Origin of the sequence: uncultured Paracoccus sp. (assembly GCF_937873615.1) — a bacterium.
Taxonomy (GTDB): Bacteria; Pseudomonadota; Alphaproteobacteria; order Rhodobacterales; family Rhodobacteraceae; genus Paracoccus.
On sequence record NZ_CALMYP010000067.1, the window covers coordinates 66,103 to 89,611 of the forward strand.

The 23,509-nt window shown below is 65.9% G+C and carries 21 protein-coding genes; 6 read left to right on the top strand and 15 right to left on the bottom strand.

The features are described 5' to 3' along the window. Positions 1 to 275: 275 nt before the first annotated feature. Positions 276 to 692, top strand: a complete 417-nt coding sequence (locus tag Q0330_RS17185; protein WP_299482386.1) for a glyoxalase superfamily protein — start codon at positions 276 to 278, stop codon at positions 690 to 692. Positions 693 to 752: 60 nt separating this feature from the next. On the opposite strand, the gene Q0330_RS17190 is transcribed toward Q0330_RS17185, so the two are convergent. Together Q0330_RS17190 and Q0330_RS17195 are read right to left on the bottom strand one after the other, a co-directional pair. After that, positions 753 to 1,322, bottom strand: a complete 570-nt coding sequence (locus Q0330_RS17190; RefSeq protein ID WP_299482389.1) for a histidine phosphatase family protein — start codon at positions 1,320 to 1,322, stop codon at positions 753 to 755. A gap of 2 nt (positions 1,323 to 1,324) precedes the next feature. After that, complete coding sequence (locus tag Q0330_RS17195; RefSeq protein WP_299482755.1) at positions 1,325 to 2,791, bottom strand: inorganic phosphate transporter; 1,467 nt, start codon at positions 2,789 to 2,791, stop codon at positions 1,325 to 1,327. A 165-nt stretch (positions 2,792 to 2,956) separates the two neighbouring features. Between Q0330_RS17195 and Q0330_RS17200 the strand changes: the two genes are divergently transcribed. Together Q0330_RS17200 and Q0330_RS17205 are read left to right on the top strand one after the other, a co-directional pair. Beyond that, positions 2,957 to 3,625 (top strand): DsbA family protein, encoded by a 669-nt coding sequence (locus Q0330_RS17200; RefSeq protein WP_299482392.1) that lies wholly within the window; start codon positions 2,957 to 2,959, stop codon positions 3,623 to 3,625. A gap of 66 nt (positions 3,626 to 3,691) precedes the next feature. After that, positions 3,692 to 4,663: a TRAP transporter substrate-binding protein gene (locus Q0330_RS17205; protein WP_299482395.1), complete on the top strand. Its 972-nt coding sequence runs from the start codon at positions 3,692 to 3,694 to the stop codon at positions 4,661 to 4,663. A gap of 57 nt (positions 4,664 to 4,720) precedes the next feature. Here Q0330_RS17205 and Q0330_RS17210 read toward each other — a convergent pair whose 3' ends face one another. From Q0330_RS17210 to Q0330_RS17230, 5 genes are all read right to left on the bottom strand, one after another. Beyond that, on the bottom strand, positions 4,721 to 5,845 hold the full coding sequence (locus tag Q0330_RS17210) for an MFS transporter (RefSeq protein WP_299482757.1): 1,125 nt from the start codon (positions 5,843 to 5,845) through the stop codon (positions 4,721 to 4,723). A 249-nt stretch (positions 5,846 to 6,094) separates the two neighbouring features. After that, a complete protein-coding gene (locus tag Q0330_RS17215) occupies positions 6,095 to 7,204 on the bottom strand; it encodes an ABC transporter permease (protein ID WP_299482398.1) in 1,110 nt (369 codons plus the stop codon). A gap of 4 nt (positions 7,205 to 7,208) precedes the next feature. Beyond that, positions 7,209 to 8,339 (bottom strand): ABC transporter permease, encoded by a 1,131-nt coding sequence (locus Q0330_RS17220; RefSeq protein ID WP_299482401.1) that lies wholly within the window; start codon positions 8,337 to 8,339, stop codon positions 7,209 to 7,211. Beyond that, the gene (locus Q0330_RS17225) at positions 8,336 to 10,102 is read right to left on the bottom strand and encodes an ATP-binding cassette domain-containing protein (protein WP_299482404.1); all 1,767 of its coding nucleotides are present in this window, start codon (positions 10,100 to 10,102) and stop codon (positions 8,336 to 8,338) included. The genes Q0330_RS17220 and Q0330_RS17225 overlap by 4 nt, the downstream gene beginning before the upstream one ends. Next, positions 10,099 to 11,088 carry an HlyD family efflux transporter periplasmic adaptor subunit gene (locus Q0330_RS17230; protein ID WP_299482407.1) on the bottom strand — a complete coding sequence of 330 codons (990 nt, stop codon included), beginning with the start codon at positions 11,086 to 11,088 and terminating at the stop codon, positions 10,099 to 10,101. Before Q0330_RS17230 ends, Q0330_RS17225 begins: the two co-directional genes overlap by 4 nt. Before the next feature lie 127 nt (positions 11,089 to 11,215). On the opposite strand from Q0330_RS17230, the gene Q0330_RS17235 reads away from it, so the two are divergent. Next, complete coding sequence (locus tag Q0330_RS17235; RefSeq protein WP_299482410.1) at positions 11,216 to 11,887, top strand: CerR family C-terminal domain-containing protein; 672 nt, start codon at positions 11,216 to 11,218, stop codon at positions 11,885 to 11,887. 575 nt (positions 11,888 to 12,462) lie between these two features. On the opposite strand, the gene Q0330_RS17240 is transcribed toward Q0330_RS17235, so the two are convergent. Beyond that, entirely contained in the window at positions 12,463 to 13,182 is a 720-nt protein-coding gene (locus Q0330_RS17240) for a DUF1045 domain-containing protein (RefSeq protein WP_299482413.1), read from the bottom strand. 16 nt (positions 13,183 to 13,198) lie between these two features. Here Q0330_RS17240 and Q0330_RS17245 point away from each other — a divergent pair, with 16 nt between their 5' ends. Both Q0330_RS17245 and Q0330_RS17250 read left to right on the top strand, forming a co-directional pair. Continuing rightward, positions 13,199 to 14,338: an alpha-D-ribose 1-methylphosphonate 5-triphosphate diphosphatase gene (locus tag Q0330_RS17245; protein WP_299482416.1), complete on the top strand. Its 1,140-nt coding sequence runs from the start codon at positions 13,199 to 13,201 to the stop codon at positions 14,336 to 14,338. Positions 14,339 to 14,430: 92 nt separating this feature from the next. Further along, positions 14,431 to 16,374, top strand: a complete 1,944-nt coding sequence (locus Q0330_RS17250; protein ID WP_299482419.1) for a cation:proton antiporter — start codon at positions 14,431 to 14,433, stop codon at positions 16,372 to 16,374. Positions 16,375 to 16,381: 7 nt separating this feature from the next. On the opposite strand, the gene Q0330_RS17255 is transcribed toward Q0330_RS17250, so the two are convergent. The 7 genes from Q0330_RS17255 to Q0330_RS17285 are packed head-to-tail and all read right to left on the bottom strand — an operon-like array spanning position 16,382 to position 23,431. Continuing rightward, positions 16,382 to 17,743, bottom strand: coding sequence for an FGGY-family carbohydrate kinase (locus Q0330_RS17255; protein WP_299482423.1), 1,362 nt, complete (start codon positions 17,741 to 17,743; stop codon positions 16,382 to 16,384). Next, on the bottom strand, positions 17,740 to 18,054 hold the full coding sequence (gene rhaM, locus Q0330_RS17260; RefSeq protein ID WP_299482426.1) for an L-rhamnose mutarotase: 315 nt from the start codon (positions 18,052 to 18,054) through the stop codon (positions 17,740 to 17,742). Before rhaM ends, Q0330_RS17255 begins: the two co-directional genes overlap by 4 nt. Continuing rightward, the gene (locus tag Q0330_RS17265; RefSeq protein WP_299482428.1) at positions 18,054 to 19,067 is read right to left on the bottom strand and encodes an ABC transporter permease; all 1,014 of its coding nucleotides are present in this window, start codon (positions 19,065 to 19,067) and stop codon (positions 18,054 to 18,056) included. Before Q0330_RS17265 ends, rhaM begins: the two co-directional genes overlap by 1 nt. Beyond that, positions 19,064 to 20,035, bottom strand: coding sequence for an ABC transporter permease (locus Q0330_RS17270; RefSeq protein WP_299482430.1), 972 nt, complete (start codon positions 20,033 to 20,035; stop codon positions 19,064 to 19,066). Before Q0330_RS17270 ends, Q0330_RS17265 begins: the two co-directional genes overlap by 4 nt. Continuing rightward, positions 20,032 to 21,546 carry a sugar ABC transporter ATP-binding protein gene (locus Q0330_RS17275; RefSeq protein WP_299482433.1) on the bottom strand — a complete coding sequence of 505 codons (1,515 nt, stop codon included), beginning with the start codon at positions 21,544 to 21,546 and terminating at the stop codon, positions 20,032 to 20,034. The genes Q0330_RS17270 and Q0330_RS17275 overlap by 4 nt, the downstream gene beginning before the upstream one ends. 55 nt (positions 21,547 to 21,601) lie before the next feature. Beyond that, positions 21,602 to 22,594 carry a rhamnose ABC transporter substrate-binding protein gene (gene rhaS / locus Q0330_RS17280; protein ID WP_299482436.1) on the bottom strand — a complete coding sequence of 331 codons (993 nt, stop codon included), beginning with the start codon at positions 22,592 to 22,594 and terminating at the stop codon, positions 21,602 to 21,604. Between the two features lie 30 nt (positions 22,595 to 22,624). Then, entirely contained in the window at positions 22,625 to 23,431 is an 807-nt protein-coding gene (locus tag Q0330_RS17285) for a DeoR/GlpR family DNA-binding transcription regulator (protein WP_299482439.1), read from the bottom strand. Positions 23,432 to 23,509 lie beyond the last annotated feature (78 nt).

The window sequence follows — 23,509 nt, forward strand, 5'->3', positions numbered from 1 at the left end:
CGGGGTGGCATATCCCGTCCATATCGCGTGCATAGCCTGTGCATACCCTGTCGATACAGCGGCAGCCCCCGGAATCCGGCCCGGCCTGAGGGGGGCTTGACGAAGAACGGGCGTCCTCCCATATCAGCGCTCACGGGGTCAGGCCCCGGCCGCTCACAGGGTGCAAGCCCATGGTGAAGTCCTGAGATCGAGACCCCCATCTGGCATCCTGCCGGTTGGCGGCAATGTGAGCCCCGCCCTTTCAGGCATGTATGCAGACAGGTGATACCATGGCCATGATCCATGATTTGAACAGAATGAAATCCCAGGCGAAGAACCTTCGCGCCGCGCTGGAACGTGCGGGCAATCCGGTCAGCCATTCGCAGGCGCTGGAACTGGTCGCGCAAAGCCACGGCGCGCGCGACTGGAACACCGCCCATGCCAGTGCCGAGACGGCGCCGCTCTGGCAGTTCGGCGGCGCGGTGAAGGGCCGCTATCTCGGTCAGGAATTTACCGGCCGGGTAATCGCGGCAAGCGAGCGCGGACCGAAGCACCACGCGCTGACCATCGCCTTCGACAGGCCGGTGAACGTCTCGCAATCGGCGCTGATGGAGGTGCCGCGCAAGCGGATCAACGCCACGATCAACGCAGATGGGCGCAGCATCGGGCGCACCTCGGACGGCCAGCCGCATCTGGTGCTGGAAGCGGCCTGAGACTGTGAAACCGACGGAACGGAAAAGGGGGCCATCGCGGCCCCCTTTTTCATGCCCGGCTCAGACCAGCATCTGATGCTGGCCGTCGCGCATCAGATGGACGGCGCCCTGCCGGACCTCCAACTCCTCCAGCCGGTTGTCAGGCCAGCCCAGCACCACCAGCCGGATCATCCGCAGCGTGATGCCATGGCAGACGATGGCCGCAGGCCCGCTCAGATCGGACAGCGCGGCGGTCACGCGGGCGCGCAACCCGTCCAGACGCTCGCCCCCCGGGGCGCGGTCATACCAGCCGAGCCAGCTTTCGGCGAACAGTTCGGGGAAGGCGGCTTCCAGTTCCGGGCGGGTGCGGCCCTCGAACGCGCCCACCGAAATCTCGCGGAAGCGCGGATCGGTGGCATAGGGCCTTTCGCCGAAGACGATGCCGGCGGTCTGGACCGCGCGGCCAAGCGGGCTGGCGATGCGGGCAATGCCCGGATCGGCAAGGACCGGGGCCATGATCCTGGCCTGCCGCGCCGCCTGGGTCCGGCCAAGCGCGGTCAGCGGGCTGTCCATATGGCCCTGCATCCGGCCGGCGGCATTCCATTCGGTCTGGCCATGCCGCATCAGCCAGAGATCGGGCCAGTTCCCCATCGTCACAGCCAGATGCCGGTGAAGACCCAATAGAGCAGCGCCGAAAGCAGCGCCGCCGCCGGCACGGTGATCAGCCATGCGGCGAGGATGGTGGTGAAATGCGCCCGGCGCACGACCTTGCGGCGGCGGCGCTGTTCGGGGGTCGAGGCGGTGTCGGTCCGCATCTCTCCCATGACGCGCTCGTGATACCATTCGCGGAAGAAGCCGACGCCGAAGATGCCGCCGATGGCGATATGGGTCGAACTGACCGGAAGCCCGAGCCAGGAGGCGATGATGACGGTGAAGGCCGCCGACAGCGCCACGCAATAGGCGCGCATGGCGTTCAGGCGGGTGATCTCGTTGCCGACGATATTGATGAGCTTCGGGCCGAAGAGCAGCAGCCCGACCGACAGCCCGACGCCGCCGATCAGCATCACCCAGAGCGGGATCTGCACCTTGTCGCCCATGCCGCCATCCTGCACGGCGTGGACGATTGCGGCGAGCGGGCCGACCGCATTGGCCACGTCATTGGCGCCATGCGCGAAGGAGAGCAGCGCCGCCGACAGCACCAGCGGGATGGCGAACAGCTCTTTCAGCGCCTTCTTGCGGTTCTCCAGCCCGGCGCTTTGGCGGGCGATGATCGGGCGCATGGCGAAGGTGGTGACAAGACCGATGGCCAGCCCCAGAAAAATCGCGGTGCCGAAGCTGACCGGGAAGATCTTCTTGAAGCCTTTCAGTGCCAGATAGGAGGCGAAGGTGCCGGCCATGATGCCGATCAGCACCGGCACCCAGCGCCGGGCCGAGGCCATCATGTCCTCGGTATAGATGATCTTGATCTTGATGAAGGCGAGGAAGGCCGCCGCGATCAGCCCGCCCATGAGCGGAGAGATGATCCAGCTGGCGACGATGGCGCCCATGGTGGACCAGTTCACCGCCGCAAAGCCGGCAGCGGCGATGCCCGCTCCCATGACTCCGCCGACGATGGAATGCGTGGTCGAGACCGGTGCCCCGATCCAGGTGGCGAGGTTGATCCAGAGCGCGCCGGCCAGAAGCGCCGAGAACATCGCCCAGATGAACACGCCCGGCTGGGCCACGCTTTCGGGAGAGATGATGCCGCGCGACACGGTCGAGACCACGTCGCCCCCGGCCAGCAGCGCGCCGGCGGTCTCGCAGACCGCCGCCACAACCAGGGCCGAACCGATGGTCATCGCCCGTGCGCCGACCGCCGGGCCCATATTATTCGCCACATCGTTGGCGCCGATATTGAGCGCCATATAGGCGCCGACCACGGCCGCCGCGATGACGATGGCGGTGGTGGTGCTCAGACCGGTGAAGATGGCCACGGCCAGCCCGACCAGAACCATGAAGGCCAGCCCGATCCCCGGCGCCACCAGCGGGCGCGAGACCAGCGTCGCGGCCTGCTCCAGCATGGAGATGCGTTCGAGGTCCTTGTTCAGTGTCTTCCAAGACTTTGGGTCGCTGTCGGCCATCATTCCCCCGCAGGATTCGCGACTTTCTCGTAACAGCAATGCGACAAACGGACAATTGCGCAGCAGCGGCGAATGCGCGCGCCCCATCACGGCATTGTTTGCGTGGCACACTTGCCGGAAGCGCCGGGGGGCGTCAGGCTGTGTCCCGGAAAACAGGAAGGGCAGATGATGCAGAAGCCAGAAACCGGGCAGCGGATGAACCGGCGGATCGTGATCGGGGCGGGTGCGGCCGCCATGGGGGCGGCGCTTGGCGGGCTGCCGGCGCGGGCGCAGGACACCCGGCCCGAACATCCCAATCCGATGCCGGCGGAATTGCGTAAGGTGCTGGAACGCAACCCGGCCCTGCCGGTTCTGGGCAATCCGCAGGGCGATGTCACGCTGAGCGAATTTTTCGACTATAACTGTCCCTATTGCCGCCAGAACATGCGCGACGTGCAGCGCCTGATCGGCGAGGACAAGGCGCTGCGGGTGGTCTATCGCGAATGGCCGGTCTTCGGCGAGGGGTCGATGTTCGCCTCCAAGGCCTCGCTGGCCTCGCTTCAGCAGGGGAAATACTGGCAGTTCCACGAGGCGCTGATGACGATGAAGGCCCGCGCCGAGGAGGCGACGGTGATGCGCGCCGCCCGCGAGGTCGGGCTGGATACCGACAAGCTGCGCGTGGATATGGAGAAGCGCGCCATTCTGGATCAGATCTACGAGACCATGGATCTGGCCGACACGATGATGCTGACCGGCACGCCAACCTTTATCGCCGGCCACGAATCCGCCTTCGGCAAGCTGAATGTCGCCGATCTGAAACAGCTGGTGGCCGATGCGCGCAAGTACCGGCTTTAGGGTTGCAGCCATTGACGCGGGCCGCGCACCGGCCCAATCTGTGGCCCGCAAAGGGAGATACTGCATATGACACGACATTTCACTCTGGCTGCCGCGCTGCTGGCGGCATCGAGCGTCATGGCCTCGGCCACCGATCTGAAGCTGGGCTATGCGCTGTCCGAGGACAGCCATTACGGTGCCGGCGCCAAGGCCTTCGCTGAGGTAATCGACGCTGAGCTGGGCGATGACTTCACCGTTCAGCAATTCCCGAATTCGGGTCTGGGCGGCGAGCGTGAGGTGATCGAGGGCATCCAGATCGGCACCATCGAGGCGACCATCGCCTCCTCTGGCACGCTGTCGAATTTCGTGCCCGAGGTGGGCGTCTTCGACGTGCCCTTCCTGTTCCGCGATCTCGATCATGCGCGCACGGTTCTGGACGGCCCGATCGGGCAGGAGATGCTGGCCAAGTTCGACGATGCCGGGCTGCATGCGCTGGCCTGGGGCGAGCAGGGTTTCCGCCATATCACCAACAGCCGTGGCCCGATTGCCGCGCCGGCCGATCTGGACGGGCTGAAGATCCGCACCATGGAGAACCCGGTCCATCTGAAAGCCTTCGAGGCGCTTGGCGCGGCGCCGACGCCGATGGCCTGGCCCGAGGTGATCCCGGCCCTGCAACAGGGTGCCATCGACGGGCAGGAAAACCCGCTTTCGGTGATCGTCTCGGCCAATCTGAACGAGGTGCAGAAATACCTGTCGCTGGACGGCCATGTCTATTCGCCGGCGATCATCCTGGTGTCAAAAACGCTCTGGGACGGGCTGGATGACAGCCAGAAGGCCGCCTTCGACAAGGCCGGGACTGCTGCCGTTGCCGCCATGCGCGCCTATGTCGATACCGTCGAGGCCGAGGGCGTCGCCACGCTGAAAGAGCGCGGCATGGAGGTGAACGAGGTCTCGCCCGAGGACAAGAAGGCGTTTCAGGAGCAACTGGCCGGGGCCTATGCCGATTATGAAGCGCAATATGGCAAGGAGTTGATGGACAGCATCATCGCCACCGAATAAGACCGCGGCCTTGCCGGATCACGGCCCGCCCGCAGCGATGCGGGCGGGCCTTTTTCGTCAGCGGGTGCGCATCTCGGCATCGCGGGGCAGGAAGATCGTCAGCAGGCCGATGGCCGGCATCCAGGCGCAAAGCTGATAGACATAGGCAACCCCGTTGCGGTCGGCGATCACGCCCAGCACCGCCGCCGCGATGCCGCCCATGCCGAAGGCGAAGCCGAAGAAGATGCCGGCGATCAGCCCGACCCGGCCCGGCACCAGTTCCTGCGCGAAGACGACGATGGCCGGGAAGGCCGAGGCGATGACGATGCCGATCACCACCGTCAGCACGCCGGTGCCGACCAGCCCGGCATGGGGCAGCATGAGCGTGAAGGGCAACACGCCGAGGATCGAGATCCAGATCACCGTGATCGGCCGGAAGCGGTCGCCAAGCGGGCCGCCCAGCAATACCCCCACCGCCATGGCGGCAAGGAAGACGAACAGCATCAGCTGCGATTGCTGCTGGCTGAGGTCGAAGCGGTCGATCAGGAAGAAGGTGTAATAGCTGGTGATCGAGGCGGTGTAGATGTTCTTGGAAAATGTCAGCAGCGCCAGCACCACGATGGCCAGCCGCACCCGCTCTCGTGACAGGTTGTGCATGGGCAGGGGCCGCCGCCGCGCCGCCGAGGCGCGCATATAGGCGCCATACCACCGCCCGACCCGGGTCAGGACCAGAATGCCGACCATGGCCATGACGGTGAACCACAGGATCGAGCCGCGCCCGTTCGGCACCACGATGAAGGCCGCCAGCAGCGGCCCGAGTGCCGTGCCGGCATTGCCGCCGACCTGAAAGAAGGATTGCGCCGTGCCGTAACGCCCGCCCGAGGCGAGGCGGGCGACCCGGCTGGCCTCGGGGTGGAAGACGGCAGAGCCGAAGCCGATCAGCATCGCGCCGAAGACCAGCATCGGATAGCTGGCGGCCTGCGACAGCGCCACCAGCCCGATCAGGCTGGAGCCCATGCCGATGGGCAGCGACATCGGCATCGGGCGGCGGTCGGTCACCGCCCCCACCGCCGGTTGCAGAAGCGAGGCGGTGCCCTGGAAGGCCAGGGTCAGGAAACCGATCTGCCAGAATTTCAGCGCGAATTCGGCCTTTAGCAGCGGATAGATCGCCGCCAGCAGCGATTGCATCACATCGTTGAACATGTGGCCCAGACTGACGCCGGCCAGGATCAGCCAGGTGGTCTTCTCGGGCGGGGGCGTTACGGCAGCGGGCGGCGCGTCCTCGGACGCGGCCGGCGGGGACAGATCTGACATGGGAACCTCACTGGGGTCCTGTTGTTTCCCACAACCGGGGAATCGTCAAGCCCGCTTGAGCGAAATGCGGCGCACCGAAGGCGCGCCGCCCTCGGGCCGGTTGGATATCCCGCCCCCGAACCGGCAGGGAATCGCCGATCAGCTGAGCCGGTGGCGGAACAGCCAGCCGGCCAGCGGCAGGGTCAGCGCCGCCACGATCAGCAGCGGCAGGAATGCGGGGGCGATGTCGCGGAAGCTCGCGCCTTCCAGATAGATGCGCCGGGTCAGCTCGATCCCGAAGCGCAGGGGGTTGGCGTAAGTTGCCCATTGCAGGATCTCGGGCATGTTCTGGACCGAGGTCAGAAGCCCCGACAGCAGGATCAGCGGCATGATGAGGATGAAGGTGTAGAGCATCGCCTGCTGCATGGTCAGCGCAATGGCCGAGATCGACAGCCCGATCCCGACTGCTGCCGTGGTGAAGATGATCAGGCCGAAATACAGCAGCCAGATCTGGCCATTCATCGGCACGCCGAACCAGAAGCGGATGACCAGAAGGATGATCGTCGATTGCAGCAGCCCGACCATGATCGAGGGCAGCGCCTTGCCGATCAGGATCTGGGTCGGGGTCAGGGGCGTGACCAGAAGCTGATCGAAGGTGCCCTGCTCGCGCTCTCGCGCCACCGACAGCGCCGCCAGCATCAGCGTTTGCAGCATGGAAAGCGAGGCGATGAGCGCCGGAAGCAGGTTCCAGCGCGACTCGAAATTCGGGTTGAACCAGGCCCGGCGGACCACGGTCAGCGGATGGCTGGCGCCGGTCTCGGCATTGTAGCGCCCGATGATCGCCGCCACCTGCGCCGAGGCCAGCCCCGCCGTCGCCGAATTGCGCCCGTCCAGCAACACCTGCACCGGCGCCGGCCCGCCAGAGGCCAGACGGGCGGCGAAATCGGACTGGAAATGCACCACCATGAGCGCGTTGCCGCTTTCGATCTGGGCGGCGATCTGGTCCGAATTGTCCAGCGTGGCGATGCGGTGAAAGACCCCGGTGCCTTCCAGCCGGGCGAGGATTTCGGTCGAGGCTTCGCTGCGGCTTTGATCCAGCACGGCGAAGGGGGCGTTGGTCAGCTCGAACGTGGCGCCGTATCCGAACAGCAGCGCCTGCATCAGCGCCGGGCCGAACAGCAGCGCCCGGCTGGACGGATCCTTGAGGATGGTCAGCAGTTCCTTGCGGATCAGCGCGACGATCCGCGCCAGATAGATCATCATCGCCATGGCCCTAATCCAGCCTTTTCACCAGTTTGCGGCGCACCGCCCAGATCAGCACCACCGCGTAAAGCGAGAGGATGAGGACTTCGCGGACGATCTCGGGCCAGTAGTCGCCGACCATGAACAGGGTCTTGATCAGGGTCATGAAATGCGTGGCCGGCAGGATCTGGCTGACGCCCTGCACCACCAGCGGCACATTGCGCAGGTCGAAAACGAAGCCCGAGAGCATCGTGGCGGGCAGGAAGCTGACCAGAAGCGCGATCTGGCTGGCGGTGAACTGGTTCTTCGTCACCCCCGAGATCCACAGCCCGAGCGCCAGCGAGACCAGCAGATAAAGCATCGAACTGAAGGCGATGATGCCGAGCGAGCCTCGGATCGGCACCCCGAACAGTAGCTTCGCCGCCAGGAGGCACATGATGAGGTCGATGGCGCCGACGACCATGTAGGGCGCGAGTTTCGACAGCACCAGCTCCAACGGGCGGACCGGGGTAACGAAAAGCGATTCCAGTGTGCCGCGTTCCCATTCCCGGGCGATCAGCAGCGAGGTCAGGAAGGCACCGATCAGCGTCATGATCAGCACGATCAGGCCGGGGACGAGGAACCAGGTGCTGTTATTGGCCTCGTTGAACCAGATCCGCTGGACCATGGCGATGCCCTCTGGCCCGGTGATGCGGGTGTCGCTGCGGTCGGAGAGATGGTCCAGCACATTGGTGACGGCACCGGTGGCATAGCCCTCGATCGCCTGGGCGGTGTTGGAATCGACGCCGTTCAGGATCAGTTGCAACTGGCCCGATCCATGGACCAGATCGCGCATGAATTCCGAAGGCACGCGCAGGATGGCATCGGCGCTGCCGGCGCGGATCATCGCCTCGGCCTCTGGCATGGAATGCAGCCAGATCGGGCTGAGATAGTCGGACCCCGCCAGCCCCGCCACCGCGTTCAGCGTCGCCGGAGAGCTGTCTTCCAGCACCACCGCCACCCGCGCATCGCGCACGTCGAAGGACAGGCCGTAACCGAACAGCAGGATCAACACGGCGGGCAGCATCAGCCCGATGATCAGGTTGCTGCGGTCGCGCAGCATCTGCCGGGTCTCTTTCCGGGTCAGCGCGATCAGCCGCCGGGCGAAACCGGAACTGGTCATGCCGCCGCCCGCCCGTTGTCACGGCGGGCGCGATTCTGTTCGACCACGGCGATGAAGGCCTCGTTCATGTTGCGCACGGTCGCGCCGCCCACGCCAAGGGCGGCGCGTTCGCGCACCTCGCGCGGGGTGCCGATGATCAGCATCTCGCCCGCGTCCTGAATGGCGATGCGGTCGCAATATTCGGCCTCTTCCATGAAATGTGTGGTGACGACGATGGTCACGCCGCCCTCGGCCAGGGCGGTGATGGTGCGCCAGAAGGCGCGCCGGGCCAGGGGGTCGATGCCGCTGGTCGGTTCGTCCAGAAACAGGATGCCGGGCTGGTGCAGCAGCCCCGTGGCCATGGCCAGACGCTGCTTGAAGCCCGCCGGAAGAAGCCCGCTTTTCGCCGCCGGGTCGAGCTCGAACTGCTCCAGCGAGGCGCGGATGCGCTGTTGCAGCGCCTTGCGGCGCAGCCCGTAGGCGCCGCCGAAGAATTCCAGATTCTCGCGCACGGTGAGATTGCCATAGAGCGCGAATTTCTGCGCTACATAGCCGATCCGGGCGCGGGCCTCGGCCCAGGCGGTGCGCAGGTCGCGACCGGCGACTTCCAGATGTCCGCTGGTGGCCGGCAGCAGCCCGCAGAGCATCCGGAAGGTGGTGGTCTTGCCGGCGCCATTTGGGCCGAGAAGCCCGAAGATCTCGCCCCGCGCGACCTCGAAGGAAGTATTGGCGACGGCGGTGAAATCGCCGAATTTCCGCACCAGATCGCGCACCACGATCACCGGACCGGGGGCCGAGCCGGTGGCGGCGATCCGGGTATCGGCGGGCACCGTGGCGGGCGGCACCTCGCCCTGCTGGCGCAGGAGCATCATGAAGGCGTCTTCCAGCTCGGGCGGGCGGGGTTCGGCAGGGATGTCGCCCAGAAGCCCGGCCAGCGCATCGGGCGTGGCAGCGGGCTGGCGGATGAAGCGGACGCGCCCGGCCTCGGGTACGGCATCGGTGATCAGGTCGGGGCGGTCGATCAGCCGCGCCTGCAGGGCCCGCGCCGGCATCCCGGCGGGCGGGACCGCCGCATAGGTCAGCCCCTCGGCCCGCGCGGTCAGCCCGTCGGGCGTATCGCTGGCCAGCAACCTGCCGCGATCCATGACGAAGACCTCGGCGCAGCGTTCGGCCTCGTCCATATAGGCGGTGGCGATGACCACGCTCAGCTTCTCGTCCTCGACCAGTTGTTTGATGATCGACCACAGATCGCGGCGCGACAGCGGGTCGACCCCGACGCTGGGTTCGTCCAGCAGCAGCAGGTCGGGAGAGCGCACCAGCGTGCAGGCCAGCCCCAGCTTCTGCTTCATCCCGCCCGAGAGCTTGCCGGCGGGCCGCGCGGTGAAGCGGGCCATGTCGGTCATGTCCAGCATGCGCTGGAACCGCGCCTGCCGCTCGGCCATGGGCACGCCGTGGAGATCGGCATAGAGGTCCAGATTTTCCTGCACGCTCAGGTCGTCGTAAAGGCCGAAGCGCTGCGGCATATAGCTGATCCGGTCCTGCACCGCCTGCGGATCGGCAAGCACATCCGTGCCGAGAACCGACAGCCGCCCGGCCTCTGGCCCCAGCAGCCCCGCAAACAGCCGCATCAGCGTGGTCTTGCCGGCCCCGTCCGGCCCGACAAGGGCGGTCAGCGCACCGGGGCGGATGGAGAGCGACAGATCGTCCAAGGCCACCACCCGGCCCCCATCCGGCCCGGCGAAGGTCTGGCGCAGCCCCTCGGCCCGGATGATGTCGCCGCTCATGACGCCGCCGGGATCAGGCGCACGGTGACCGGCTGGCCAAGGCGCAAGCGGTCCTCGGCATCGTCGAGGATGATATGGACCTCATAGACGAGGCTGGTGCGCAATTCCTCGGTCTGGACGGATTTCGGGGTGAATTCCGCGACCGAGGAAATATAGCCGACCGAGCCCGCGGCCGGCTGGTCGGAGCCGTCGCTGGTGACCTCGGCCCCCATGCCGGGCTGGACCCGGCCCAGATCCGGTTCGCTGACATAGACGCGCACCCATTTCGGCTGGGTCAGCGCCAGCGAGAAGACCGGCGCGCTTGGCGTGACCATGTCCCCCGGCTCGCGCAGGCGGGTGCGGACCACGGCATCGGCGGGGGATTTCAATTCCCCCTGCCCGATCTGGTGGCGCAGCAATCGCAACTGCGCCTCGGCACCGCGCAACTGGGCCTCGGCCTGGGCGATTTCTTCGGCCCGGGCGCCGGCCTCGACCAGACGCAGCGCGGCGCGGGCCTGTTCGACACTGGCCGCCGCCGCCTGCGCCTGGGCCTGCGCCTGATCGACGCTTTGCTGACTGGCCGCACCGCTGCGCGAGGCGCGAAGCTGGGTCGCGCGCGTCAACTCCTGCTGGGCCAGCAGTTCCGAGGCCTCGGCGGAATCGAGCATGGCGCGGGCCTGAGCGACCTCCTCGGGGCGGGAGCCGTTGCGCAGCTTCAGCAGCACCTGACGCTGCGCCTCGACCGCCGCTACCTGCGCATCGGCCTGCAATGCCAGCACCTCGGTATCCAGCAGCCCCACCACCTGCCCTTTCGTGACCCGGTCGCCCTCCTCGACCCGCATTTCGCTGATCCGGCCGCTGCCATCGAAGGCGAGCGCGACCTGACGGATATCGACATTGCCGTAAAGCAGCAGATCGGTGCCGGTGCCGCTGTCGCGATGACCCCACCAATACCAGCCGCCGGCAATGGCGGCGGCAAGGACGACAATCGGGATGAGCTTCTTCATGGGCAGGGCTTTCGATATTGCGGGCCTGACATGGCTTGACCATTAGTCTAATATTGATTTAGTTTAAATTTGATTTCATGTCGAGATGGAATCTTCATCGACACCAGCCGGAGGGGCGCATTACCTCATGACCAGCACCACACGCCCGCAGCGCGCCGATGGCGAGGCGACACGCGCCCGGATTCTGGAAGCCGCCGGCGCGCTTTTTGCCAGCGCCGGCTTTGCCGAGGCGACGAACAAGATGATCGCCGCCCGGGCCGGGGTCGACATGGCCTCGATCAATTACCATTTCGGCAGCCGCAACGGGCTTTATCAGGCGGTGCTGATCGAGGCCCATCGCCGCATCATCGACCGCAGCAAGATCGAGCCGCTGGCGACATCCGAGTTGCCGGCGCGCGAAAAGCTGCGCCAGTTCATCGCCTTCCTGGCCTTCAGCATTTCGGGCACGGATCGCTGGCCGATCATCGTGCTGGTCCGCGAGATCGCCTCGCCCAGTTCGCAAATCGCGGTGCTGCGCGAAACCGAGATTGCGCCGAAGCTGCGCCTGCTGCTGCCGGTGTTAAGCGAGATTACCGGGATCCCGGTGGGCGACCCGGCGCTGCTGCGCTGCGTGCCCTGCGTCGGCGCGCCCTGCCTGGCGCTGCTGCTTCTGGACAGCGCGCATTCCCCCTTCGACCGCAGCGCATTCGAGCTGCCACGGGCGCAGATGGTGGACCACATCCACCGCTTCGTCATCGGCGGGCTGGAGGCCGTGGGCGAAGATTATCGGCGTGGGTCAGATGAGCCGCAGTATCGTTGAGGGCAGCGGGACCAATTCAGGGAGCCGTGGCGTGAGAGGGTGACGAACCGACCAGGGCCGCCGGGACGAAGGTGAACTCTCGGGCAGGTTGCAGGAGCGGCGGCGACGAACCAGGAACGAGGCCGGCGGACGGCTTTTCGCGCTCCGGCACGACCAAGACCGATCGGAACAATATTCCTGAAAAACGAAAGGGCGCCGAATGGCGCCCTTTTCCCGCTTCTTTGGGAGCAGCCGCGGCAGTGCCTCTCGACACTGCCGCCACTCAACCAAGTTAACTCGCAACACAATGTAAATGTAGCAAACATGATCGCGCTTGCAGAGTAAAAAATCGCCCTTGGACCTATCTTTTTGGATAGTGACGCAGCGTAAAATTTCGAAATCCACCCGTTTTGACGCAAGATTTTGAACGTCGTTCATTCTTTGCACTACCGCGACGCGAATCAGATCCTGCGCTTTTATCGCCGCCTCGGCGCGCTGCCGGTCCAGATGAAAATGCGAGGGCGAAATATTTTCCCTGATGCCATGCCGGCACCCCGCCCACGGGAAAGGGGCAAGGCGTTCGGCCTGACGCATGGTCAACAAACGCTGCCTGTAACGCCTTCGTGAACGGGTGCCCGCGCCTGCAATGCAAACCGCTCGATCAGATGAAAATGACCCGCCTCATCTTCGCCCATCAGGCAGATGTCTTCGATTGGCAAAGGCTTTGGCACCACCCTCAGCCGCGGTTCAAGCACCGCCGCGACCCGGTCCAGATCGGCATCTGTCAAGGGCCCGCTCAGCGTCATGTGGAAGCGGAATTCTTCCAGCACAAAAGGATAGCCCCAGCGATCCAGATATTCCCGTTGCCGCGCCGTCAGCCGGTCGGGGTAGCGCCGGGCGCGCTCGGCCTCGGTCAGGGGTGCGCGCAGCGGATCGAGCCCGGTCACGATGGCTGCGCCAAATTCCGCCAAGGGAAGATCATTCTGCTTGGGAACCAATGCAAGGAACGAGCCCAGTCGCACCAGGTCGAGGCAAGGCAGCACAACCGGAGCGGTCCTTGCCGCCAGCGTCGCGACGGCGGCCACAAGCTCGACTGGCCCCATGCTGGCGGCCAGACGGAAGGGCGCCTTCAGGGTGGCGTGAAAGCCATAGCGGCGCGGCGCGGCGGTCAGTGCCGGCAGGTCCAGCCCCGAGATCGCCGGCTGCGCCACCTCGCGGCCCGTCGCCACGTCCCATCCCAGCCATGCCGCGCCGAAATCCGCGAAAGGTCCCGGCGGTGGGCTGTAATAGACGGCGTATCTGCGATATGGCGACATCAGGTGACCTCTGGGTATGACAATGCAAGAAACCGTTCTGGCCCATGCGACGCTGATCCTGCCCGATCGCCTGATGAAAGGCCATGTCGTGATCCGCGACGGCCTGATCGCCGAGATCGGCGAGGGCACAGCGCCGCGATCCGCGCAGGATTGCGACGGCGCGCATATCGCCCCCGGCCTGATCGAGTTGCATACCGACAATCTGGAACGCCATATCCAGCCCCGCCCCGGCGTCGACTGGCCCCATGCGGCGGCGATCTATGCCCATGATGCGGAGCTGGCCGGTTGCGGCATCACCACCGTCTTCGATGCGATGCGTGTGGGCTCGATCCCCGACCGCAAGGATTACGCGCCCTATGCGCGCCAATTGGCGACCGAGCTGCTGGCTCAGGTCGATGCCGGGAACCTGCGCATCAGCCACCACCTGCATCTGCGCGCGGAAATCTGCTGCGAGAGCCTGCTGGAAGAACTCGCCAGCTTCGGTCCCGGCGACCGCGTCGGGCTGGTCAGCCTGATGGATCACACCCCCGGGCAGCGCCAGTTCCGCGACACATCCGCCTTCCGCACCTATCTGCGCAGCAAGGTGCAACTGACCGACGACCAGATCGACGCCTATTTCGCCCAGCTTCGCGAGATGTCGGCCCGTAACGGTGCCGCGCACGAGGCCGGAACCGTGGCCTTTGCCGGCCGCATGGGCGCGGTGCTGGCCAGCCATGACGATTCGACCGCGGGCGAGGTCGGCCGCTCGGCCGCGCATGGCATCCGGCTGGCGGAATTCCCGACCACCCGCGAGGCCGCCGAGGAATGTCGGCGCCATTCGATCCGCACCATCATGGGGGCGCCGAACCTGATCCGGGGCGGCTCGCATTCCGGCAATGTCTCGGCGCGCGAACTGGCCGAGGCCGGGCTTCTGGATATCGTCAGTTCCGACTATGTGCCCTCGGCGCTGCTCTCGGCGGCGGCGCTGCTGGCGGATATCTGGGCCGACTGGCCGCGTGCCATGGCTTGCGTCACCGCGACCCCCGCCGCCGCCGCAGGTCTGGCCGACCGGGGCCGGTTGCAGCCGGGTCTGCGCGCCGATCTGATCCGCTTCCGGCTGGTGGGCGGCACCCCGGCCCTGCGCGAGACATGGGTGCGTGGGCAGCGCATCGCCTGATCCCCTCTGGACGTGGCCGTAACAGGCTGTAATTCTGGCCGACATGAAACGGTAGCCGCCCTTTTTGGGGCCGTAATGATGGAGGCCTCCGCATGTCCGGATTTCTGATGCTGGCGACGATCTTTCTGGTGGCGGGCATTCTGGCCGTGCCGCTGGCCTCGCGTTTCGGCCTCGGCTCGGTTCTGGGCTATCTGGTCGCCGGGATCGTGATCTCGCCGATCCTCGGCTGGCTGCATGTCGATGTGGTCTCGATCCAGCATTTCGCCGAATTCGGCGTGGTGATGATGCTCTTCCTCGTCGGGCTGGAGCTGGAGCCGAAGATGCTCTGGCAGATGCGCAGCCGGCTTCTGGGCCTTGGTGGGTTGCAGGTCGTGCTGACCTCGCTTCTGGTCGCGGCGGCGGGGATCGCCTTCGGGCTTTACTGGACCATTGCGCTGACGCTGGGGATGGTCTTTGCGCTGTCGTCAACAGCCATCGTGCTGCAAACGCTGGGGGAAAAGGGGCTGCTGCGTTCTGACGGCGGGCAGGCCTCGTTCTCGGTTCTGCTGTTTCAGGATATCGCGGTCATCCCGATGCTGGCCTTCATCCCGCTGCTGGCCATGCCCGGGCTGATGGACCCCGCCCCGGTGGCCGAACACGCCACCGAGGCGGCACATGCCAGTTTCAGCCTGGTTGATGGTCGGCCCGGCTGGCAGGTGGCGCTGATCACGCTTGCGGCCATCGCCGTGGTGATCGCCGCCGGCACCTATCTGACCCGGCCGGTCTTCCGCTATGTCGCCATGGCCGGCCTGCGCGAGATCTTCATCGCCACCGCGCTCGGCTTCGTGGTCAGCATCGCGTTGCTGATGTCGGCGGTGGGACTGTCGCCGGCGCTTGGCACCTTCCTGGCCGGCGTGGTTCTGGCCGGCAGCGAATACCGGCACGAGCTGGAAAGCGATATCGACCCGTTCCGGGGGCTGCTGCTGGGTCTGTTCTTCATGACCGTGGGGGCGAGCATCAATTTCGGCCTGCTTCTGGATAATGCGCTGATCGTCGTCGGCGCGACACTGGCGCTGATGGTGCTGAAGGCGGCGGTGCTTTACGGGCTCGGTTGGGTTTTCGGCGTGCGCGGCAGCGACCGCGCGCTGTTCGCGCTGGCACTGGCGCAGGCGGGCGAGTTCGGCTTCGTGCTTCTGTCCTTCACCGTCGCCAATGACGTGATCCCGCAAAGCGTGGCCGACATTGCCCTGCTGATCGTCGCCCTGTCGATGCTGCTGACGCCCGGCCTGTTCATCCTTTACGACCGCGTCGTGGCCCCCCGCTTCCTGAACGAGCAGGAGCGCGAGGCCGATCAGATCGACGAGCCGGGCAAGATCATCGTGCTGGGTCATGGCCGCGTCGGCGGCATCGTCGCGCGGATGATGCGCGCGCTTGGCAAATCGGTTGTGGTGGTCGATTTTTCGTCGAAACAGCTGGAAATGCTGCGCGCCTTCGGGGTGCAGGCCTATTTCGGCGATGCCACCCGCCCCGACATGCTTCATGCGGCCGGAGTTGCCGAGGCCTCGGTCGTGGTCATCGCCATCGACAACAAGGACCAGACCACCGAGATCACGCATTACATCCGCCAGAACTATCCCGATGTGCATATCGTCGCCCGCGCCTTCGACCGGATGCATGTGTTCGAACTTTACAGCGCCGGCGCGCAGGACATCATCCGCGAGACCTTCGACAGCTCGCTGCGCATGGCGCGTTCGGTGCTGGAGGCGCTTGGCCTGACCCGGCCCGAGGCGCAGGAGATCACCAGTGGCTTTGCCGCTGCCGATCAGACGCACATGCTGACGATGGCGCAGGCCTGGCGTCCCGACATTGTCAGCCACGAAAACCCCGAGATGCTGAAGGCGGCGCAGACCGCCACCGTCGAATTGGAAGCAGAGGTCCGCGCGCTCGGCGAACGCATCAAGGCCGCGCGGCTTGCAGCGGGTCAGCCTGCCCCTATCGGAGAGCTTCCGCCGGCCCCGGTCGAGGGCGATGCGACTGCGGTAGGCGCGGCCAGCTAGGCCGCGTCTAGGCCGCGTCCACCGCTGCCCGCCAGCGTCTGGCATAGGCGCGCAGGGCCTCGGCATTATCAGGCACCGCCACGGCCCGCGTCGCCGGCGGTGCGGCTTGGCCAAGGCTCAGCAGCGCCGCCCCGACCGAGGTGCCGGTGGCTGAGGCCGCCACCTCGACCCCATCGGGTCGCAGCGCGGCCAGCATGGCGCAGTAATCGGGATTGCGCGCGAATGGTCCCTCGATGATGGTCGGGCCGCGCGCGCCGATCAGGTTCAGGCAGGTCTCGGTCATCAGCGCCAGATACCAGGAGAGCGCCAGCATGATCTCTCCCGGTCGCTCTGGCCGGTGGTGCCAGCCGGCGGCGCGGCCGGGAAACGGACCCGAGCCATGCTCGACCGAGGGCAGCAGCATCGCCCCCGCCGCCAGCACCGCCTTGCGGTCGGCATCGCTGGGCACGGCCTCGCTGCCCTCGCGGACGATCTCGTATTCGCGCCCGCCCATGAACCGCGCCGAGGGCACCGGCTGGCCAAGGGCGTTGACGTTCACCAGCACGTCGCGGGCCGGGTCCAGCACCGGATCTTCGGCCCCCATCGCCATCGCGATCACCCAGGTGCCGGTCGAGACCACCGCGAAAGGCGCGGCCCGCCCCAGCACATAGGGATAAAGCGAGGCATTGCTGTCATGGATCCCGACCGCCACCGGCAGCCCGGCGGGCAGGCCGGTGCGCGCCGCGATTTCGGGCAGCAGACCGCCCAGACGCTCGCCCGGCTGGCGCGGGGGCGCGATGCGGCCGGTCAGGCCCAGCCTGTCGACAAGCGCCGAAACATCGCCAACCCACGGGTTCCACAGGTCGGTATGACAGCCGAGCGAGGTCACGTCGCTGGCCAGTTCCCCGGTCAGGCGCAGCCCCCAATATTGCGGATAGGTCAGCACATGCGCCAGCCGCGCATCCAGCCCCGGATCAGTCTTCAGCATCCAGTGCAGCTGCGCGCCCACATTCAGCCCCATCGGCAGGCGCGGCGATCCGGTTTCGGCGAAATCCGGCCTCAGCGCGTCATATTCGGCGGCCAGATCGTCCGGGCCGGGATGTTCGTAATCCAACATTGGCGCCGCCAGCCCGCCCGTGCGATCCAGCACCACGCAGGAGGCGCCATGCGTCGTCACTGAAATCGCGTCGATCCCGTGGCGGGCATGGAAATCGGCCAGATGAGTCAGGAAGAAATCCCAATGCCCGTCGAGGTCGAAATGCGGCCAGGGCGGGCCGGGCAGGACCTTGTTCGGGCGGGTCACCACGTCGATCTCGGCCAGCGTCGCGCCGTCGACAAGCGCCAGCTTGGCATTGGTCTTGCCGATATCGATGACGGCGATACGGGTCATGGCAGGTGGAACATCGGGATCAGCGGCACCGCCATCGGTTCGTTATCCGGATGCGTCTGCATCAGATCAGCCATATGCGCCCACCATTTGCGCATCACCGGATGCGATGGCAGGTCGTCCATGCCGTGATCGTCCTCGCGCCACAGGACCCCGAAAAGCGCGTTGGTCTCGGGGTCCAGATGGATGGAATAATCGCTGACGCCCGCGCCTTTCAGCAGCTCAACCAGTTCCGGCCAGATCGCGTCATGGCGGCGGCGATACTCGGCCTCCATGCCGGGGTTCAGCATCATGCGGAAGGCGTATTTCTGCATCATCTCCTCCTTGCCATCGCCCAGAGCCTCGGCAGCGCGATCACCCCGATCAGCAGCAGGCCCATGATGATCGACATGACGATGCCGGGCACGTTCAGCAGCCCAAGGCCAAAGGTCACCAGCCCCATGACCACGGCGGCAATGACCACGCCGGGGATCGACCCCGAGCCGCCAAGGATGCTGACCCCGCCGAGGACGACAATCGTCACCACCTCCAGCTCGAACCCCGCCGCGATGCTGGGCCGGGTGGAGCCGAGGCGAGAGGTCAGGCAGATCGCGGCGATCCCGCTCATCAGCCCGGTCAGCAGGAAGAGGATGAACTTGATCCGCTCGACCCGGATGCCGCTGAAACGCGCGGCGGTGTCGTTGTTGCCGATGGCATAGGTGATGCGGCCGAAATCGGTGCGGTGCAGCAGGATGCCGAAGATCAGCGCGGCGATGGCGAAGATCACCAGTTCGACGGTGATGACCCAGAAGACATAGCCCTGCCCGAACCAGGCGAAGCCGGACGGATAGCCGGTAAAGGCGCTGTCGCCCAGCACGATATAGGAAATGCCGCGAAAGAGGCTCATGGTGCCGATGGTGACGACGATCGAGGGCAGCCCGAAACGCGCCACCAGCAGCCCGTTGAAGGCACCGCAGGCCAGCCCGGTGGCGAGGCCTACCAGCACCAGAACCGGCGTGCCCGCACCCGCCTGCATGGCGAGGCCCATCGCGGTCGAGGCAAGCGCGATGATCGCGCCGACCGACAGGTCGATCTCGCCCGAGATGATCAGCAGCGCCATGGCGAAGGCGATCATCGCCTTCTCGGTGAAGTTGAAGGTCGCGTCCGACAGGTTCCACGGATCGAGGAAATAGGGCGAGGCCAGCGAGTTCAGGATGAAGATCGCCACGGCGACGACCAGCAGCAGGGCCTCCCAGCTTTTCAGCGCGCGCGCGAGCGGTGTCTGCAACCGGTCGGGGACGGCGCGGCCCGTGGGATGGTCGGCATGGGTTTCGGTCATATCGGTCATGCCCGGTGCTCCGCCTGTTTCAGGATGATGCGGCCCGGCGCGCGGTTGGTGCGGGCGTTGAAGGCTATGGCGATCAGGATGGCGCTGCCGGAAATCGCCATCTGCCAGAACGGCGAGATGCCGACCACGGGAAGCGCGTTCTTGATGATGCCCAGAAACAGCGCCCCCATGACGCAGCCGGCGACGCTGCCGGCCCCGCCGGCGATGGCGATGCCGCCGATGACGCAGGCGGCGACCACGTCGAGCTCAAAACCCCCGGCAATATCGACATAGGCGACGGCATAGCGCGCGACCCACAGATAGCCGGTCAGCCCGGCAAGCGCGCCTGCGATCACGAAGGCGGCGAATTGCGTCCGCCCGACCGAGATGCCGGTATAGACCGCCGCATGAGGGTTGCCGCCGACCGCATAGAAGGCGCGGCCCAGGGCGGTGCGGCTCAGCAGCAGGACGAAGCCCGCGATCACCGCCACGGCGATCCATGCCATGACCGGCAGGCCAAGGATCACGGCGCGCGGGAAGGCCTTGAAGGCGTCGCTCATCTGGTGGGCATTGATCCAGGCGCCATCGGTCAGCAGGAAGATGGTGCCGCGATAGATGGTCATGGTGCCAAGCGTGACGACGATGGAGGGGATCCCCAGCAGCCAGACCAGCACCCCGTTCACCGCGCCAAGCACCGCGCCAAGCGCGATTACCATGGGCAGGATCACCACCAGCGGCACCCCTGCCCCGTCCATCAGCGCCGCGATCATCCCGCAGAGCGCGAGGTTCGCTGCCACCGACAGGTCGATGCATTTGGTCAGGATCACCACCATCTGCCCGAGCGCCAGCAGCATCAGCGGCGAGGTATCGGTGAAGACGCGGGCGAGGTTGTCGGGCCGGACGAAGGCGGGAAAGCGGGTGGCGATCACCGCCAGCAGGACCAGAATGGCAAGACCCAGGATCGCCTCGCGGGATTTCAGCAGGTTCATGCGGCGGCTCCTTCGATTCCGACGGCGGCGCGGACAAGGTTTTCCGGCGTCATCTCGTCGCCCGCGAATTCTGCGGCGATGCGGCCCTCGCGCATGACGATGACGCGGTCGGCCATGCCCAGCACTTCGGGGATCTCGCTGGAGACCATGATGACCGCCAGCCCTTCCGCCGCCAGTTCCGACATGAAGTCATGCACGGCGGCCTTGGAGCCGATGTCGATGCCCTTGGTCGGTTCGTCCAGAATGATGACGCGCGGCTTCGTCGCCAGCCATTTCGCGATCACCACCTTCTGCTGGTTGCCGCCCGAGAGCAGCGCCACATCCTGATCGAGGCTGGCCGCGCGCAGATCCAGCCGTTGCGTATAGTCCCGCGCCAGTGCGAATTCATTGGCGAGCTTGAGGAACCCGTTCCGGCTGGTCTGGCTCAGCGATGGCAGGGTGACGTTCTCGAAGATCGCCATGCCCTTGACCACGCCCTGCTTGCCGCGATCCTCGGGGACATAGACGATCCCCGCCTCTACCGCCTGCGCGGTCGAGCGGATGACTCGCACATCCTCGCCGATCCGGGTGGCCCCTTTCGACGGCTGGGTAATCCCGAACAGCGCCTGCATGACCTCGGATCGGCCGGCGCCGACAAGCCCGTAGAAGCCCAGGATCTCGCCCTGATGCAGGGTGAAATTGATGTCCTCGAACTCGGTCGGGTGGCTATAGCCGGAAACGGTCAGCGCCGGCGGGCCGATTTCGGCCGGGCGCTTGGGATAGATCTGGTCGACCGCACGGCCGACCATCAGGCGGACCAGTTCGGCCTCGGTCACATCGGCCATCAGGCCTTCGCCCACGAATTGCCCGTCGCGGAAGACGGTCCAGCGGTCGGCGATGCGGAAGATCTCGTCGAACTTGTGGCTGATGAACAGGATCGCCTTGCCCTGCGCCTTCAGCTTCTCGACCAGTTCGTAAAGCTCGGCGATTTCCTTGTGGCTGAGGGCGGCGGTCGGCTCGTCCATGATGACCACGCGGGCGTCGATGGACAGCGCGCGGGCGATGGCGACGAGGTGCTTGGACGCGATGCCCAGATCGGCCAGCTTCACGCCGGGATCCAGATCGGCCTCGATGCTGTCCAGAATCTCGCTGGCGCGCGCCTTCATCGCGGCGCGGTCGATCAGCCCGAAACGGCCCCGGGGCGCATGGCCGATGAAGATATTCTCGGCCACGGTCAATTCGTCGAAGAGCACGGTTTCCTGATGGATCGCGGTGACGCCGGCATGACCCGCCGCCTGCGCGGTGGGAAAGCGCGTCTCGACCCCGTCGACGAAGATCTGGCCCTCGTCAGGCTGATAGATCCCGGTCAGGGTCTTCACGATGGTCGATTTCCCGGCCCCGTTCTCGCCGATCAGCGCGGTGACCTGGCCCGGGTAAAGGTCGATCTGCACCCCATCCAGCGCCCGCACGCCGGGGAATGTCTTGACGATGCCGCGCAGGGACAGCACCGGCTGTGTCGATTGATCCTGCATGTGCTCCCCCCCAATGAAAGCGGGGCCCGGACCCACCGGACCCCGCAAGTCGCAATCAGAAGATCGAGCTGAACTCGTCGATATTGCTGGCGTCATAGGTGAAGGGGTCGGCCATCGCGGCCTCGGTCTTGTCGTCGAGCGTGACTTCCCCCATGCGCCCGACCGGGATCACCGCGCCGGGTTCCGCCTTCACGTCACCCTTGGCCAGGTGATAGGCGATCATCGTCGCGGTATAGCCGAGGTCGATCGGGTTCCAGATCGCGAAGCTTTGCGAGGCGCCCGATTTCACATGCCCCGCCATTTCGGACGGCAGGCCCAGACCGGTGACATTCACCTGCCCGATCTTGCCGGCATCGGTCACCGCCTGCGCGGCCGCCACGATCCCGACCGAGGTCGGCGCGATGATCGCCTTCAGGTCGGGATAGGTCTGCATCAGCCCCTGCGCCTCGCGATAGGACTTGTCGGCCAGATCGTCGCCGTAAACCGTCGCCACGACATTGATGTTCGGGTAGTTGTCCTTGACCTTGTTCATCTCCTCGATCCATGTGTTCTGGTTGGTCGAGGTGGTGGTGGCCGACAGCACCGCCACATCGCCGCCATCGGGCAGGTGATCGGCGGCCAGCTTGATGATGGTATTGCCGATCAGGGGCGAGCTGGACGGGTTCAGCTGCATCATCCGGCCTTCCGGGGCCACGCCCGAATCCCAGCTGATCACGGTGATGCCGCGATCCATGGCCTTTTTCAGCGTCGGCACCAGCGCGTCGGTGTCATTGGCGCTGATGGCGATGGCGTCGACCTTCTGGGCGATCAGGCTGTTGATGACCTCGATCTGGCCTTCCGCCGTGGTGTCGGTCGGGCCGGTATAGATGATCTCGACATCGCCGAGCTCCTTCGCGGCTTCCTCGGCGCCCTTGTCGGCGGCCTCGAAAAAGCCGATGCCGAGCGCCTTGGCGACAAGCGCGATGCGCATGTTTTCAGCTTGGGCGGTGGTGGCCAGAAGTGCCGTCGCCAGTGCTGCGGTGGTCAGTGCCTTCTTCAGAATGCTCATCGTTATCCTCCCCATGAGCGTGATTGCGCGTTACTCCTCCGCGCGTTTCCTGCGGTCCGAGGCAGCCACCTCGGCCACGATCAGACGGATTTCGGCGGCCTCCAGCATCTGCGCCTCGCGATCGCCGATGCCATCGTCGGTGATGACGGTATGGATGCGGTTCAGCGGGCAGAGCAGCAGGCTGGAGCGCTGTTTGAATTTCGAACTGTCGGCCAGCACGACCAACTCATCGGCCTGACCGATCAGCTTCTGTTCGGCCTGAACCAGCAGCGGATCGCCCTCCATCAGCCCCAGCGGGCCGAGGCCCCGGCAACCCATGAACATGCGCTTGGCATAGAAATGGCCAGAGCCATCGGCATCGAAGGGCGACAGGATGATGTTCTGTTCGCGATAGATGGCGCCGGCGGGCAGCAGCACGGTGTTCTTCGACTGCTTCAGCAGATGTTCGGCAATCGGGAAACTGTTGGTAAAGACCTGCAACCGCTTGGTGGTCAGCGGGTGGACCATCTGGAAGGTGGTGGTGCCGCCATTGATGATGATCGCGTCGCCGTCATCGCACAACTCGACCGCCGCCTGGGCGATGGCGCGCTTCTGGGCCACGTTGACGGTCTGGTTCACCGCGAAGGGGCGCGCATTGATGCCGGCGAATTGCGGCGGCGCGATGGCCTCGGCCCCGCCGCGCACCCGGCGCAGCTTCTTGCCCATATGCAGCGTGGCGATATCGCGGCGCACCGTCGCCTCGGACACGCCGGTCAGCGCACACAGGTCCGCGACCGTCACCACCGGCTTTTCCTGCACGGCGGACAGAATGATGCGATGGCGTTCGGTTTCCAGCATGTCCCTCTCCCTTGTCGCAAAATTTCATCGGTTTCGATCATTGTCAATCATTTTCAATCGCAGAATTGCTTTCTGCAC

Excerpts from the sequence above, each read along its gene's own strand:
- Q0330_RS17255 (WP_299482423.1), bottom strand. The coding sequence starts at position 17,743 with ATGACCCGTATCGCCGTCATCGATATCGGCAAGACCAATGCCAAGCTG.
- Q0330_RS17240 (WP_299482413.1), bottom strand. The coding sequence starts at position 13,182 with ATGTCGCCATATCGCAGATACGCCGTCTATTACAGCCCACCGCCGGGA.
- Q0330_RS17270 (WP_299482430.1), bottom strand. The coding sequence starts at position 20,035 with ATGAACCTGCTGAAATCCCGCGAGGCGATCCTGGGTCTTGCCATTCTG.
- Q0330_RS17185 (WP_299482386.1), top strand. The coding sequence starts at position 276 with ATGATCCATGATTTGAACAGAATGAAATCCCAGGCGAAGAACCTTCGC.
- Q0330_RS17200 (WP_299482392.1), top strand. The coding sequence starts at position 2,957 with ATGATGCAGAAGCCAGAAACCGGGCAGCGGATGAACCGGCGGATCGTG.
- Q0330_RS17250 (WP_299482419.1), top strand. The coding sequence starts at position 14,431 with ATGTCCGGATTTCTGATGCTGGCGACGATCTTTCTGGTGGCGGGCATT.
- Q0330_RS17195 (WP_299482755.1), bottom strand. The coding sequence starts at position 2,791 with ATGGCCGACAGCGACCCAAAGTCTTGGAAGACACTGAACAAGGACCTC.
- Q0330_RS17225 (WP_299482404.1), bottom strand. The coding sequence starts at position 10,102 with ATGAGCGGCGACATCATCCGGGCCGAGGGGCTGCGCCAGACCTTCGCC.
- Q0330_RS17190 (WP_299482389.1), bottom strand. The coding sequence starts at position 1,322 with ATGGGGAACTGGCCCGATCTCTGGCTGATGCGGCATGGCCAGACCGAA.
- Q0330_RS17205 (WP_299482395.1), top strand. The coding sequence starts at position 3,692 with ATGACACGACATTTCACTCTGGCTGCCGCGCTGCTGGCGGCATCGAGC.
- Q0330_RS17215 (WP_299482398.1), bottom strand. The coding sequence starts at position 7,204 with ATGGCGATGATGATCTATCTGGCGCGGATCGTCGCGCTGATCCGCAAG.
- Q0330_RS17210 (WP_299482757.1), bottom strand. The coding sequence starts at position 5,845 with ATGTTCAACGATGTGATGCAATCGCTGCTGGCGGCGATCTATCCGCTG.
- Q0330_RS17220 (WP_299482401.1), bottom strand. The coding sequence starts at position 8,339 with ATGACCAGTTCCGGTTTCGCCCGGCGGCTGATCGCGCTGACCCGGAAA.
- Q0330_RS17285 (WP_299482439.1), bottom strand. The coding sequence starts at position 23,431 with ATGCTGGAAACCGAACGCCATCGCATCATTCTGTCCGCCGTGCAGGAA.
- rhaS (WP_299482436.1), bottom strand. The coding sequence starts at position 22,594 with ATGAGCATTCTGAAGAAGGCACTGACCACCGCAGCACTGGCGACGGCA.
- Q0330_RS17275 (WP_299482433.1), bottom strand. The coding sequence starts at position 21,546 with ATGCAGGATCAATCGACACAGCCGGTGCTGTCCCTGCGCGGCATCGTC.
- Q0330_RS17235 (WP_299482410.1), top strand. The coding sequence starts at position 11,216 with ATGACCAGCACCACACGCCCGCAGCGCGCCGATGGCGAGGCGACACGC.
- Q0330_RS17265 (WP_299482428.1), bottom strand. The coding sequence starts at position 19,067 with ATGACCGATATGACCGAAACCCATGCCGACCATCCCACGGGCCGCGCC.
- Q0330_RS17230 (WP_299482407.1), bottom strand. The coding sequence starts at position 11,088 with ATGAAGAAGCTCATCCCGATTGTCGTCCTTGCCGCCGCCATTGCCGGC.
- rhaM (WP_299482426.1), bottom strand. The coding sequence starts at position 18,054 with ATGCAGAAATACGCCTTCCGCATGATGCTGAACCCCGGCATGGAGGCC.
- Q0330_RS17245 (WP_299482416.1), top strand. The coding sequence starts at position 13,199 with ATGACAATGCAAGAAACCGTTCTGGCCCATGCGACGCTGATCCTGCCC.